This window comes from Pseudomonas sp. 273 (assembly GCF_029201425.1).
In the GTDB taxonomy this organism is placed as follows: domain Bacteria; phylum Pseudomonadota; class Gammaproteobacteria; order Pseudomonadales; family Pseudomonadaceae; genus Pseudomonas; species Pseudomonas delhiensis.
Map to the genome: position 1 here is coordinate 2,528,159 of NZ_CP116775.1, position 12,447 is coordinate 2,540,605.

Genomic DNA, 12,447 nt, shown 5'->3' on the forward strand with positions numbered 1-12,447 from the left:
TCAGGTCACCGGGTTGCCGCTGAACGGGTTTTGCGTCCGAATCCAAAGGTCGCCACCGAAGTTCGGCTCGTTTTCGTAGTACGAGCAGTCGGCCCAGGTGTGAGCGCACCCCGGATACACCGTCACCACCAGGCCAACCGCCAGGTCCTCGGCTCCGTAGTCGATGTCGATGGTGTTGCCGACGTGGCGGCGGATCGTGCGGAACTCCATCAGGCCGTCAGCCCGCAGCCACTCGATGTAACCACCAGCCAGACGACCGCTGAAGTACTCGCCGAAGGCATCGGCGGTCAGCGTCAGCCCACTGACCACCGTCAGCGTGGCCGGCTTCGACAAGGACGAGGTGAACGCCGTCACGCTGGCGCCGACGGCCAGGCCCGGCGCCGTGGCCACGGTGATCGAGGAGCCATCGTGGCCGGTGATCGCGACCTGGTGGGCCGTGCCGTCATTCCATTCGAGCCGGCCACCGGCCAGGCTACGGGGCGCGGCCGCGAACTCTGCCGCCGTGAGCGTCACCCCGTCGGCGCCGGTCAGGGTCGCAGCGACCGGAATGGCGGCCGGGTTCAGGTTGCACTTGCCCAGGCCCTGGCTGTACAGCTCCAGGCCGCAGGGGCGTTGCCAGAAGCGTTGAATCCCCTGGCGCCGGCCGCGCGTCTGCGACGGCTCGCAGGTAAGCGTCAGCACGGCGCCATCGAAGCTCGGGCTGACCACGCGCCCCACCCATTCAGCCATGGCGTCGGCCTCGCCGACGTGGCGCACGAAGATGGTGAGGGCAATCGTCTGGTTCGGCGTATAGGGCCGCCAGTTGTTGGCCACCGGCAGATTGCTTGGCAAGGTCACCTTGATCGAGTTCTTGGCTCGCTCGGTGCCCTGGCGGATTGCGCTACGGGCAATCGCCGCGGGCGTGTAGGTGTCGCCGTTCAGCGTCTCGAAGTACTCGCTGCTGGTGTAGAACCAGTGGATGTTCTCCCGGGTGAACCGGAAGAAATGGACGGGCTGTCCCTGGTCCCAGCTGGCTTCGCGGGCCTCAGACGTCATTGCGTACCCCTTGGAACTTAGTGGAAACGGAGGTGATGCCGTCGGCGTCGGTCACGTGGATCAGCTCCACGGCATCGCTGGACTGCTCGGAGAGCACCAGGAAGCTGATGACGCGAACCTGTGCGGGCGAGACCATGACGCCCAGCGCCGAGTCGATGGCGAGTTGCTCCGCGGGCCCGGCCTGGATCGATGAGGTGATGCGGCGATAGAACACCGCGCCACTCCATAGCTCGATGCGGATGTCGCGCCAGTTCGCCTGCTGCCGGCCGAACAGCGTGTAACCGGTCCACTCGACGGTCAGCGATGTGCTGGCCGCGCCGACGGGCTCGACCAGCACCAGGTCGCTGTTCCAGGTCGGCAGCCACAACGTCGCCATCCGCCCGCGTAGGGCATAGAGCAGCGAGCGCAGCGCGGTGTTGTCGGCCCGGCCGGAAACGATCCAGGTGACCTGGGCCTCGCGGAAGGACCGACCCGGCCAGTCGAAGCGCGCGATGGGCCCGGTGCCGACGTCGACGGTCTCGACCGAGCGTGCGAAGGACAGGCCGAGGTCTTCTCCCCAGTCCGGGCGCATCTCCAGGACGGGGTAGCCGCGGTACAGGGCCTCCGGCAGCACCGCCGGCCAGGCGCACGGCTCGTCGATGAGGAACTGCACCGAGCGCGTGCCCTTGTCGTCGGACCAGCGTGCCTCCTGCGGCTGCTCCACCAGGTGGCCGCGCCGCAGCGGATAGAGCCTGGTCCCAAGCCCCCAGCCGGAGCTGGTAGTGTCATCGAGGACCAGTTGGTCGGCCTCGATCTCCTCGATGCCGACGACTTCCCACTGGTTGACGCCCTGCCAGAGGACAGCCTGGCCGCCCTGGACGAAGTCGAAGCCGGCCGTCCTGCAGGGAATGGCCGGCGAGTCAGCCGGCAGAACCGCGGCGAGCAGCTGCACGTCGTGCCAGATCGGCAGCAGCCAGGTCTGGCTGCCACGGTCGTTCAGCAGGGTGTCGGCCACCCGCGAGAGCTGCTCGTCGGTGATGATGTCGAACTCGAAGGAGCGGCGCGGCACCTGGCGCAGCTGCCGCTTCTGCGTCTTGCGGTTGCGCGCCGGCAGCAGCTCGCTGAGCCACTCCAGGGTTTCCCTGATACCGTTCTCCCAGTCCGGCGGCACCGGCCAGAGGACGTCTTGCCCTGCCTGATAGCTCATCCGTCATTCACCACAGTGCGCAGCAGCCGCGGGTTCGAGCTGATCCAGTTCTGGATGGTCTTCTCGAACAGCGGGTTGCTGGTGACTGCCCTCGACAAGCTGTCGCTATCCAGGAAGTTCTGGATGCGGAAGTTGTTGGCGACGTTCGCCGAGAAGTTCTTGGCCGGATCTGCAGCCTGGCCGCCGGGAAGACTGGGCACCGGCATCGCCGGCGCCGGCACGCCGGCCAGTCCGCCAGTGGCATGACGGACGCGGCGGGCCCAGTCATACAGGGCAGACATGCCGCGGGCGTTGAACTCATGCAGGAAGCCGAGCGCACCAGGTTGTTTCACTACGGCCGCACGGGTGATGAACTCGTAGTCCGAGAGTGCCGCCGGAATGCTATCGCTGGTCTCGGTACCAGGCCCGCGGACGTGGCCACCTGTCGATGCAGCCACTGCTGCCGCACCGGCGCCGCCGAGGATCGAGGAGAAGAGCGAACCCCCGCCACCGGCGCCACCGCCACTGAAGAGGCCGCCCAGGCTGCTGAAGATCGAGCTGAACATGTCGGCGCCACTGCCGAAGATCGAGGACAGCGCGCTGCCGAAGATGCTGCTGCCCTGGCTGGACGCCGAGGTGATCGCATCACCCATGGCCGCGGCGCCCTGAGTCGACGCGGAACTGATGGCATCAGCAGAGGCCGTGGCCGCATCGGCGCCAGGCCAGTTCACCACGTCGGTCGGGGCGCCCACGCCGGAGACGATCGACTCCGTCGTCAGACCACCGCCAGTGCCGCCACCAGAACCACCGGCACCTGAAGCTGCGGCCAAGGCTGCTGCTGCAGTGGAAATTGCCGCGGCGCCGGTCACCAGCGATGCGCCGGCGGCGGACATCTCCGCTGCAGAGGTCGAGACCGCAGCAGCACCGACCGTCAGCGAGGTGCCGCTGGACTCGTCCTGGAACAAGCTGGTCAGCTTCTCGGTGGCCATCTGCGCCAACGTCTGCGAGGCGACGTCGGCGAGAGCCTTGGCGATGTCCTGGACGAAGGCGATCGCCGCCTCCTTCAGGTCCATGGTGCCGGTGGCCAGCCCCTGCAGGGCATTCTGCAGACCGTTCTCCAGGCCCGTCTTCAGCGCCTGAGTGACCTGGTCAGCGGCAGCACGAAGGGTGCCGAGCTGCGCCTCCAGATCCTTCACCCGCTCCAGAGCCTGAGGATCGCCAGTCCTCTCGGCCAGTTCCTTCATCTTGGGCAGGAGCGCCTCGACCTGGTCGGCGGTGGCCTTGTGCAGGTCGACCAGCTTCTGCCGTGCCCCCAGCTCGCTCATCAGCCCAGTCTGTTCCTGGGTCTGGATCGACTGCTCCTGCCGCGACTGCTCACTGAAGATGCGGTCGACCTGCTGCTGCAGCTGCTCCAGCTCGGCCTTGGCCTTCTCGATGCCCATCAGCTTGCTGACCAGGCCGGCGCCTTCGGTGTTGCCCGCCGCCTCCAGGCGCTTGCGCAAAGCGCCGTACTTCTTCTCGATCTCGGCGCCGGCCGCGTCGACGGTCTGGCCGCTGGCCTTCAGGTAGTCCAGGTTCAGCTGGGCGAGGGTCTTGGCGTCCTTCTTCGCCTGATCGTCAGCCTTCTTCTGCTTTTCCGCGGCATCGAGCATGGCCCAGGCCGCCTCGGCGCGGGCTTTCAACGAGCCGGTGAGGTTGCGCTCTTCCAACTCGTATTCACGGCGGGCGGCCTTGGTGGCACCGTAGGTGGCGGCCTCCTTCTCCAGGGCCTTCACCCAGTCTTCGTTCTGCTTGGCCAGGCGCGCCGCGGCCTTGTCCTCGCCGCCGGTGGGTGTGAACGGGGTGGTGGCCGGCGCGGGTGCCGTCACCGTCGAGGCCGGTAGCTCCAGTGGCTTCGCCGTGTTCAGGTTTGCATTCAGCTGGTTCTGCCAGGTCTGAATCTGCTCCTGGGCCTTGGTCAAGGCCTCCTCATAGCGCGCGATCCGCTTCTGGTCGTTCTCGGCATACGCCTTGTCCAGGTCGGCCTGGACGCGCGTCATGTAGCTCGACTCTCGGTCGATCGCGTCCTGCAGGCGTACCGGGTCATCGCCGGCCGGACCGTTGATTCTCGCGGCAGCCTCGTCCGCCAGGAATTTGGTGACGCTCACTGCACCGCCCAGCGCCTTGGCCCCGACCTCGGCCATTTTTCCAAGGGCAGTGATCAGGGTATTAAGGCCTTCGCGGACTGCAGGATCCTTCAACGTCTTCTGCAGCTCGCGCACCGCGTTGGTATAGGAGTCGATGAAGCCGGACTCACCGGCCTGGATCTTCAGGTCGGTGAAGGCATTCTGCAGGCGGTTCAGCTCGGCGTTGAGACCACTGGCTGCCTGCTGGGCGGCCGGGCCGTAGGCTTCCTGCAGGGCAGCGCCGAAGCGCGGCAGGAACTCGGTGGCCGGGATCATGCCCTTCTCCAGCCACTTGCTCAGCTGCTCGGTGTTCGTTCCCAGGGCCTTGGCGGCCAGGCCGAACGCACCAGGCACCCGCTGGCCGAGCTGCAGGACCAGTTCCTGGGTTTGCACCTTGCCCTTGCTGACCATCTGCTCCAGGGCGAGCAGGATGCCGTTGGTCTGCTCGCGGGTCAGGTGCAGAGCGGTGGTGGCAGAGGCGACACCGTCGAATACCGACTGGATCGACTTGCCCAGCTCGGGCGATTCCTTGGCGGCGGCCACCAGCTTGGCATAGGCCTGGCTGGTGTTCAGCAGCTCCAGGCCGAGGCGCTCGGAGATCTCGCGGACATACTCCAGCTCCTGCCTGGCCTTCGCCGCGGAGCCAGTGGCCGCTTCCATGGTGTAGAGGGCCTGCTGCCACTGCAGGTTGGTATTGACCACGGAGCGTGCGGCGGAAGTGACGCCGTAGCCGCCAACGCCGATCACCAGCAGGCTCTGCAGGCGCCGAGCCGTGGCCGCCAGGCTGGTCATGGCCGTGTTGGCGCTCTTGGCCTGGTTCTCGACGCCACTCAGCGCATCGCGCCGCGCCCGGATCTTCTCCATGGAGGCCGCGTACTGATCAGCCTCCAGGCGCCCGGCGCGCAGATGCTCAGCGAGCTGCCGCTCCTGCTGATCCAACTGGGCCAGGCCGCGCTGGGTGCTGTCGAGCTGCCCCAGGAGCTTCTGCAGGGCACGTGTCTGCTGCTCTTCCTCGGCCGCGGCCTTGGCAGCCGCCTCAGCCGCCCGCTGCTCAGCCGCAACCTGGGCAAGCCGCGCCCGCTCGGCGTTGCTGTAGGCGTTCATCGCAGCCGTCTGCGCGCGGGCGTTGGCCTCCCAGTTGGAGTTGCCAGCCGCCACTGCGGCATTCAGGCGCTGAGTGCTGGCCGCGGCGGCCTCCTGGGAGGACTGCTGCTGCAGGCTGGCGGCGACCATCGCCTTGATGCGAGCGGCCTGCTGGTCTGCCGACTCTCCGACCTGGATGATCTGGCGCGCAGCTTCGGTTGCGTGAGTGCCGACGCTATCGAGGCCCTGGCCGAGCTTGTCGACGGCGGTCTGGGCCTGGTCGATGGCGCCGGTGGTGCCGACCTTCTGTAGGTCCTTACCGGCTTCGACCGCCTTGTCACTCACGCCATCCAGCGAGTGGCCGAGCTTGTCGATGGCAGCTTGCGCCTGGTCAACAGCACCGGTAGCGCCGACCTTCTGCAGGTCCTTGTTGGCCGCGCCCGCCTTGTCACCGACATCGCTGATCGCGGCGGCCAGCGCTTCGACAGCTGCCTGGCCGTCTTTCATGTCGGCGCGCAGCCGGAGGGCGAGTTCGAGGTCTTTGCCAGCCATGGGAGTTCACATTCGGAGGGATGCCCCGGATGGTCGCGCGCGTGTGTGGCTGGGTCTTTTGGAAGGCGCGAAAAAAGCGGCCCGGAGGCCGCTGGTGCTACTTGAGCAGGTTCTGGATGTGGGCCGTGGCGTCCTTGCCACCGGCGAAGGCGATGTTGAGGTCTATCACCCGCTCCGCTCGTTCCCGCCGGCGGCGCCGCTCGATGGCATCGCAGTGGAGCAGGATCTGCCGCCGCGTCATCTTGCCGATATCGGCTACGGAGCCGTAGCCGGCAGCGACGAGGTAGTCGATGGCGTCTGCCCAGCCGCTTGCCGCCGCGCCTGTTCTGCCATGACGTGCGCTGTCACCAGGCGCTTCGTGGCGCAGCGCTTGCAGAAAGGGCCATTGACGATCCACCACCACCAGACCAGCTCGTAACCTTGGTCGGCAGTCAGGCCACGCATCCACTCCAGATCCACCGAGGCCGCCTGAGCAATCAGATGGACCAGGACCTTGGCGTGATTGCCGAGGAACGATGGCACCGATTCGAAGCCAGGCCAGGGTGCCCCATCCTTCACCTGTTCCTCCAGGTCCTGCAGGATGGGTTCCAGCAAGGGGAGCAACTCCAGCGAGTCGAAGAAGCCGTACTCGCGCATTACCAGGTCACGGCCGGCCACGGTGACGCGGCGATCAGGCTGCAGCACCGATACATCGTCCGCCGCCTTCTTGGTGGCGGACTTCTTCCTGGCAACTTTCTGCGCCATGGTCAGGCCGCCTTCTTCTCGATGTACCGGCCGTAACCACCCAGGATGGGATCGCCGACGTTGAGGGGATCATAGAGCACCGAACCGGTCAGAGGCAGGTTGCCGTACTCCTCGTGGATCAGGCCGAGGCTACTCACCGGGTTGAACTTGCAGCGGTACAGATCGACGATGACGGACTTCCCGGTTTCGGTGTCGATGCCGTCCAGCACGAACCAGCGCTCGGGAGGCTGCTGAGTGAACATAGTCAGCGCCACGGCTTCCTCGGTTTCGTAGGCTGCCGTCACTGCGCTGGCTTGTGGAGTGAGGAACTCGATCAGCGCCGCATTGGCCGACTCGATCCGGTAGTCAGTACCGGCTACCAGCGCGGTGGACGAGGCGGTCAGCACCAGGTCGCTGATGTACGGTTTGGCCAGTCGGAACATGTCGCCAGCGACTATGGGGCTCGGCAGCGCCTCGCCGGTAACAGTGGCGGCGGCGATGGACTGCTGCTGCGCATACAGCCCCAGGATCAGGTTCGGCAGCAGCCACTCGTCCAGGGTGAGGTTCAGAGTTGCGGTCTTACCCCGCTGAAGGAAGCCATACTGCAGACGGTTGCCGCTGAACGACTCCGTCTTGTTGGTGGTTTCGGCGCCGAGCTGCAGTTCGCAGGTCGGGGCGTTGCCCACCCAGGTGTGCCGGATGGCCTTGCCCAACGCAGTGCGCTCGGCCAGCAGAACCTTGCCTTGAAGGGAAATCAGGGACATGGGGGCTTACTCCTTCGCCTTGGTGGCGGCCGGGGCCTGCTCCGCCGGCGCGATGCGCTCGTGACGAATCAGCCAGTCTTTTTCGATGGGGGTGACCTCGATGGTGTCGCCCACCTTGTAGTCCTGGTCGCCATGGGTGTGAGCCGCGATCAGGGTGACCTTCTTCCGCTTCACCTCGCCAGTGTCGGCTTGCTTGGTACTCATTGCTCTCTCCCGATGGAGTGTTGGGTTGAATAGATCTCGCCCCAGAGGAGCGTGGTGTCGTCGGAATCCAGCACCTTGCCGGTGACGAACTGGGTGCCCCTGGCCAGGGGCAAGCTGGGCGCCCAGCCCACCAGCGCGCCGCGCACCTGGTCGAGAATCGACTGGAGGTCGTCGGCCGCGTCAGCCAACTGGTCGTATCGGTAGCTGCGGACAGCCAGCACGACGCCGAACAGCGCACCGACGCGCTGCCGAGCAGGTCCGCTGTTGTTGCCAGCCGGCCGGGGCTCACCGCTTTCCTCAGCGAGCAGCACATAGGCGGCCGGCGTCGGAAAGTCCCGCAGTTGCTTGACGGCCCTTAAGTCCGCCGCCGTGCCGATCTCCCGCAGCGCAGGCACCGCGACGGTGAGGCGCTCGATGACCAGGCGGTGGTCGAACGGTGCATTGCTCACCGGAAGCTCCTCAGTTGCTGGCGGCTGAAGACGTTCTCGTCCGCGTCGAAGCGCACATCCGCCAGTTGGGGGTTGTTCGCGATCGGATCTTCGGCACCGAGGTTGAAAGAGCCGTCGGCGGTCATCTGCAGGAACTTCAGGGCGTCCTTGTAGTTGCGCAGGATCGCGTCCTTGTCGTCTGAGATCCGGTCCTTGTGCAGCAGGTAGCGACCGATATCGCGCACCCAGCCAATGACCAGACCAGGCACCGGGCTCAGCGGCAGGCTGTAGCCCCGCTTGCCCAGGTAGCCGTTCACGATGCTCTCGGCCTCGGTCATGGCGTTGGTGATTTGTTCCAGGACGAGATCAGCCCCCGCCACCTGCTCGGGCGTCCAGGCGCTGAGATCTTCGCCACGCAACGCAGCATCGAGCAGCGCGGCGTCGACGATTTTCAGGTGCTGGGGGGTGGCGACCTGAGCCAGCTCCTTCGCACCAGGACGCTCGGCGAGGTGGTCGAGGGTGATGTAGTCCATGGTCAGCTCACATCCTTCAGCGGGAACGAGCAGTGCTCGACTACCAGGTTCGGATCATTGAGCAGGGCTTCGACCTGGCGGTCGCTCAGCAGCGAGAGCGCAATGCCGTGGCCTTCGCGAGTGAAGCGATGACCACAGCGGCGAAAGCTCTCCGGCACCGAACGGATGAACAGCGCCTCGACCTCTTCGTCCTCGCCTAGCTCACCGGCGCCGGCCACAGGCTGCAGAGCAGCGCCGGGCGCCGGGGCGGCATCCTCGGTCTGCTGACCGAGGTGGGCGTCCTGCCCATGGGTAACCCCAGGCTGTTCCTGAGCCTGGGGGCCGGCCGAGGCCAGCTCGCTCGCGGTGGGTTGTTCGAAGGTGGTGTCGAGTGCCGGCTCGACCGCGGCCAGTCCCGGCGTGCCGGCCGAGGCCACGGGCGGAGCGGCAGGTTCGTCGCTCGCCTGGACCGTTGCAGCGGGTGCTGCAGTGGCATCGGATGCACCCGCCGGCAGGTTGGCCTGCTGTTCGGCGGTCGCAGCGGCAGCCGGAGCGGCGGCCTTACCTGCAGTTTTCTTTCTGGCCATAGGGCTGCCCTCCATCAGGCCAGCCACGGGGTGACGAGCACGTCCACCACGTCGCGGTTGATGTTGGTAGCGCCGGCGGCGTTGCGTTCGGCTTTCACTACCTCCAGGGCCTGGCTGCGCAGGGACGGCGGGACGACCAGGAGCTTCGGACGAACACCCAGCACCTTGCCCTTGTCGCCTTTCATGCCCTGCATAGCCGCATAGGCAGCGTTGAAGCTGTCCGCATCCAGATCCTCTTTGGAGGCATAAGCCAGTTGCCACAGGCCATAGCCGGCATTCAGGCGGGCATCTACGCCGTAGATGAACTCCTTGCGCATGGCGACGTTCTCGTCCTTCTCGCCATCAAGGGCGATGAAGCTGTAGTCCCGCCGCTTCTGCAGGATCACGGGCTTCATGATCCGAGTGGAATCGAGCAGGAACCACGGGGTGCCGGTGCCGCCCTGGAAGTTACTGACGGAGGTTTCGCCGCCAGTGACGGTGGTCACCGGATGGTCGGTGTCGAAGAAGTACTGGCCGTCGTAGCAGGCCGACGCGAAGCCGGAAGCCAGCAGCGCATACACCAGGGTGGCCGGATGGCTAGCGGCGTCCTGGCCGAGTTGCCCCATCAGCGGGGTGAACAGACCATAGCTGTCGTCTTCGATCGTCTCGCGTGGAACGCCGACGGTGTTCTCGAAGGTCTTGTTCTTGATGCTGTAGTCATGTAGCGCCAGGTTCTGGATGACGCGGTCGCCGATCCACTCACGGAAGGCGGTGGAGTTACCGAGCCAGCCGTACTGCTCGACGGAATTGGTCGACGGCACGGTCATCACGAACTGGTCGAAGTCGGGCTGCACGCCACCGAAGGCGTTCTGGAAGGCGGCACGGTAACCGATGAAGAGGTTACGCAGGTTCGCTTGGTTGATGATCATCTGAGTCCTGCTCCTTAGATCTCTACCCAGACACCGCCGTCGTCCACATCGCGGACGACACCGGCAACCGAGCGGGTGTTGGTGGCAGAGGTCTTGGCGACCGTCTGGTCGTCGACGATGTAGCACTGGGCACCGATATCGGCCCGAGTGATCTGGTCGGTCGACGCGCTGTTGGCGAACTGGAAGATGCCGCGGCGGGTCTCGATGCGCTGGGCGCCCGCGGCGCCGCCGGTGTTGTCGACCTGTTCCTGGGCGACACCGCGCGCTTTGAGGGTGGTCGAGGTGGAACCGGGCACGGCGTTGCCCGATGCATCCAGGCAGGCCAGGCTGCCGGCGTAGATCTTCACGCCAGCCGCCACCGGGTCGTTGAACTGCACGCCATCGCGACGCGGGGTGTTGCGATCCGTGGTCAGGGCCATGATTCAGGCCTCCTTCGCGGCCTTGAAGGCCTCAACGGTGATACCCATGGCCGTGCAAACGGCCAGCTCGTCGGCGGTCAGGCCGGTCTTCTCGTCCGGTACCGGCGCTTCGCCGCGGGTCTGCGAGCCAGACAGCGCAGCGATCGGCTTGGCCGTGGAGAGGTAGGCGGTCAGCGAAGCGCGGTTGGACTTACCCAATTCGCGCGCCCAGGGCTCCATGCTCTTGTGCAGGCGGCCGTCTTCCAGGGCCGCCTTGATTTCGCTGTCCAGGTCCGCCTGCTCGCGCTCACCGAGGCGAGCGGTCAGCGCGGCGATCTCGCCCTTCAGCTCGTCGACGATAGTGACAGGGACATGCTTGGCCGGATCCACGGCGGCAGCAGCCTTGGCCTTGAGGCCGGTACAGGCCGCGAGCATGGCGCTACAGGCGGCGGCATCATCAAGGCCCAGCTGCTTGCGCAGCGAGCCCAGGTCGGTGGTGTGGGCGGTGAGCGCGGCAATGGCCTGCTCTTCGGTGGTGGTCTCGGCCAGGCCGAGGGCGGCGAGCACCGCTTTCAGCAGTGGGTTCACGAGCGTTTCCTCGTTGGGGTGATCGAAGGACAGTTGGAAGGTGGCGGCGGCGCGCTCGGCGAGGGCTTGCATGCCGTCAACTGCAGGGTTGTTGGTAAAGGCCCCCATCTGGAGGTCGAGGACGTCCCCGGTCACTCCGTCGAACAGGAACACGGGGCTGAAGTAGCGGTACTCGCCATCGGCGATGTACTGCTTGGCGCGGGCAGTCAGCTCAACCTGGGCGAACAGCCCCTGGCCTTCCCGCCATTCCAGGGAGCGGAAGAAGCCCGCGGCGGGTGCCGGCTGGCCGTTTTCTTCCTTCCATAGGGTCTGGTGCTCGTAGTCGACTACCGGAGGCGTCTTCTTCTGGGCGAAGCGCTGGATGACGGCAGTGGCAAGGGCAGCGTCGATGTTCCAGGACGGGACCTTCATTTCCCGGCCATCACGCGGCTTGAATCGCCCTGTAGGAGTGACCTGCAGGGTGATGATGTTGCCCTCAGCTGGCACCTGCAGGTCGAAGCTGCAGGCGGCGAGAGCGATGGCGGCGAAGAGCGGTTTCCTTTTCATGGCGCCACTCTGGGCGCCTAGTCGGTCGACTGTATTTTGGAAGGGGCGAAAATCGCGCGGGAGGGGTGAAACTGGCGAAGCGGGGGAATCTCACCCGCGACTCGAAGAGGAAAAGCGCCTGGGCCGATTTATAAACGCCGTAGCGGCGTCGATCGACTGCCGACGTGAACCACGGCAGCCGGGAAGGCCCCCATGGGCCTTTCTGAGGCGCTCAGGAGCCTAGGCCGGAAAACGCCTTGTCGAGGTGTTTGTGGGCGATGGCGAGCAGTTCGTCGTCGTCCCTGTCGCTGGTTCCCAGCCAGGGGCGAGCCGGAATCTTGATGGTGTACGGGCCGAGGGTCACCCATTGCGAGAAGTTCGCCCGGCTCTTGTTCACGAAGTGAGGGCCGACTTCGTTGGTCTTGGCGTCGTAGCGGAAGTGGGCCTGCTGGCTACGCGCAGCGATCTGGATCTCGCCGCCGAAGTGATGGATCGCTGCATATGTGCGGTTGGAGCCGACGGCCAGCTCATTCTCGCTGACTTGGAAGCGGATCGAGTTCTTCAGGTAGCCATTGAGCACCAGGATCTTGTCCTGGTTCTTCCGCTTGCGCTTCAGGTACGCCGGCGACAGCGCCTGCCATGGTGTGCCGTCTGGCGACGCCTGCGTTTCGAACCGCAGCGAGATCTCGGGGGCAAGGTATTCCCCCATGTCGCGAAACATCTGCGAGGGATCCCGCAGCAGGTCGACGGCCGACTGCAGCGCCTCCATGACGCGCGTAACATCGTATTCGAGCGTGGCGCCGGCCATGG

Annotated in this window: 14 protein-coding genes; all 14 read right to left on the bottom strand. The window is 66.0% G+C overall.

The window, feature by feature from the left end; translation table 11 throughout:
- The 14 genes from PKO50_RS11955 to PKO50_RS12020 all read right to left on the bottom strand — a co-directional run bounded on the left by PKO50_RS11955 (nt 1) and on the right by PKO50_RS12020 (nt 12,445).
- The gene (locus PKO50_RS11955; protein WP_275629802.1) at nt 1-1,035 is read right to left on the bottom strand and encodes a phage BR0599 family protein; all 1,035 of its coding nucleotides are present in this window, start codon (nt 1,033-1,035) and stop codon (nt 1-3) included.
- The gene (locus PKO50_RS11960) at nt 1,025-2,221 is read right to left on the bottom strand and encodes a hypothetical protein (RefSeq protein WP_275629803.1); all 1,197 of its coding nucleotides are present in this window, start codon (nt 2,219-2,221) and stop codon (nt 1,025-1,027) included. The genes PKO50_RS11955 and PKO50_RS11960 overlap by 11 nt, the downstream gene beginning before the upstream one ends.
- The gene (locus PKO50_RS11965) at nt 2,218-6,000 is read right to left on the bottom strand and encodes a tape measure protein (RefSeq protein ID WP_275629804.1); all 3,783 of its coding nucleotides are present in this window, start codon (nt 5,998-6,000) and stop codon (nt 2,218-2,220) included. The genes PKO50_RS11960 and PKO50_RS11965 overlap by 4 nt, the downstream gene beginning before the upstream one ends.
- Before the next feature lie 97 nt (nt 6,001-6,097).
- On the bottom strand, nt 6,098-6,241 hold the full coding sequence (locus tag PKO50_RS11970) for a hypothetical protein (protein ID WP_275629805.1): 144 nt from the start codon (nt 6,239-6,241) through the stop codon (nt 6,098-6,100).
- A gap of 14 nt (nt 6,242-6,255) precedes the next feature.
- A complete protein-coding gene (locus PKO50_RS11975) occupies nt 6,256-6,744 on the bottom strand; it encodes a DUF6631 family protein (protein WP_275629806.1) in 489 nt (162 codons plus the stop codon).
- A 2-nt stretch (nt 6,745-6,746) separates the two neighbouring features.
- Nucleotides 6,747-7,487, bottom strand: a complete 741-nt coding sequence (locus PKO50_RS11980; RefSeq protein ID WP_275629807.1) for a hypothetical protein — start codon at nt 7,485-7,487, stop codon at nt 6,747-6,749.
- A 6-nt stretch (nt 7,488-7,493) separates the two neighbouring features.
- The gene (locus PKO50_RS11985; protein WP_275629808.1) at nt 7,494-7,691 is read right to left on the bottom strand and encodes a hypothetical protein; all 198 of its coding nucleotides are present in this window, start codon (nt 7,689-7,691) and stop codon (nt 7,494-7,496) included.
- Nucleotides 7,688-8,140, bottom strand: coding sequence for a hypothetical protein (locus PKO50_RS11990; RefSeq protein WP_275629809.1), 453 nt, complete (start codon nt 8,138-8,140; stop codon nt 7,688-7,690). The genes PKO50_RS11985 and PKO50_RS11990 overlap by 4 nt, the downstream gene beginning before the upstream one ends.
- Nucleotides 8,137-8,652 (bottom strand): DUF1320 domain-containing protein, encoded by a 516-nt coding sequence (locus PKO50_RS11995; protein ID WP_275629810.1) that lies wholly within the window; start codon nt 8,650-8,652, stop codon nt 8,137-8,139. The genes PKO50_RS11990 and PKO50_RS11995 overlap by 4 nt, the downstream gene beginning before the upstream one ends.
- Before the next feature lie 2 nt (nt 8,653-8,654).
- The gene (locus tag PKO50_RS12000) at nt 8,655-9,218 is read right to left on the bottom strand and encodes a hypothetical protein (RefSeq protein ID WP_275629811.1); all 564 of its coding nucleotides are present in this window, start codon (nt 9,216-9,218) and stop codon (nt 8,655-8,657) included.
- A gap of 14 nt (nt 9,219-9,232) precedes the next feature.
- A complete protein-coding gene (locus tag PKO50_RS12005; RefSeq protein ID WP_275629812.1) occupies nt 9,233-10,126 on the bottom strand; it encodes a Mu-like prophage major head subunit gpT family protein in 894 nt (297 codons plus the stop codon).
- A 14-nt stretch (nt 10,127-10,140) separates the two neighbouring features.
- A complete protein-coding gene (locus PKO50_RS12010; protein WP_275629813.1) occupies nt 10,141-10,545 on the bottom strand; it encodes a hypothetical protein in 405 nt (134 codons plus the stop codon).
- A gap of 3 nt (nt 10,546-10,548) precedes the next feature.
- Entirely contained in the window at nt 10,549-11,658 is a 1,110-nt protein-coding gene (locus PKO50_RS12015) for a phage protease (protein ID WP_275629814.1), read from the bottom strand.
- Between the two features lie 211 nt (nt 11,659-11,869).
- Nucleotides 11,870-12,445: a phage virion morphogenesis protein gene (locus tag PKO50_RS12020; RefSeq protein WP_275629815.1), complete on the bottom strand. Its 576-nt coding sequence runs from the start codon at nt 12,443-12,445 to the stop codon at nt 11,870-11,872.
- Between the last annotated feature and the right edge of the window lie 2 nt (nt 12,446-12,447).

Coding starts and splice junctions, on each gene's coding strand:
- PKO50_RS12010 (WP_275629813.1), bottom strand. CDS start 10,545: ATGGCCCTGACCACGGATCGCAACACCCCGCGTCGCGATGGCGTGCAG.
- PKO50_RS11955 (WP_275629802.1), bottom strand. CDS start 1,035: ATGACGTCTGAGGCCCGCGAAGCCAGCTGGGACCAGGGACAGCCCGTC.
- PKO50_RS11980 (WP_275629807.1), bottom strand. CDS start 7,487: ATGTCCCTGATTTCCCTTCAAGGCAAGGTTCTGCTGGCCGAGCGCACT.
- PKO50_RS11985 (WP_275629808.1), bottom strand. CDS start 7,691: ATGAGTACCAAGCAAGCCGACACTGGCGAGGTGAAGCGGAAGAAGGTC.
- PKO50_RS11965 (WP_275629804.1), bottom strand. CDS start 6,000: ATGGCTGGCAAAGACCTCGAACTCGCCCTCCGGCTGCGCGCCGACATG.
- PKO50_RS11995 (WP_275629810.1), bottom strand. CDS start 8,652: ATGGACTACATCACCCTCGACCACCTCGCCGAGCGTCCTGGTGCGAAG.
- PKO50_RS12005 (WP_275629812.1), bottom strand. CDS start 10,126: ATGATCATCAACCAAGCGAACCTGCGTAACCTCTTCATCGGTTACCGT.
- PKO50_RS12020 (WP_275629815.1), bottom strand. CDS start 12,445: ATGGCCGGCGCCACGCTCGAATACGATGTTACGCGCGTCATGGAGGCG.
- PKO50_RS12015 (WP_275629814.1), bottom strand. CDS start 11,658: ATGAAAAGGAAACCGCTCTTCGCCGCCATCGCTCTCGCCGCCTGCAGC.
- PKO50_RS12000 (WP_275629811.1), bottom strand. CDS start 9,218: ATGGCCAGAAAGAAAACTGCAGGTAAGGCCGCCGCTCCGGCTGCCGCT.
- PKO50_RS11970 (WP_275629805.1), bottom strand. CDS start 6,241: ATGACGCGGCGGCAGATCCTGCTCCACTGCGATGCCATCGAGCGGCGC.
- PKO50_RS11960 (WP_275629803.1), bottom strand. CDS start 2,221: ATGAGCTATCAGGCAGGGCAAGACGTCCTCTGGCCGGTGCCGCCGGAC.
- PKO50_RS11975 (WP_275629806.1), bottom strand. CDS start 6,744: ATGGCGCAGAAAGTTGCCAGGAAGAAGTCCGCCACCAAGAAGGCGGCG.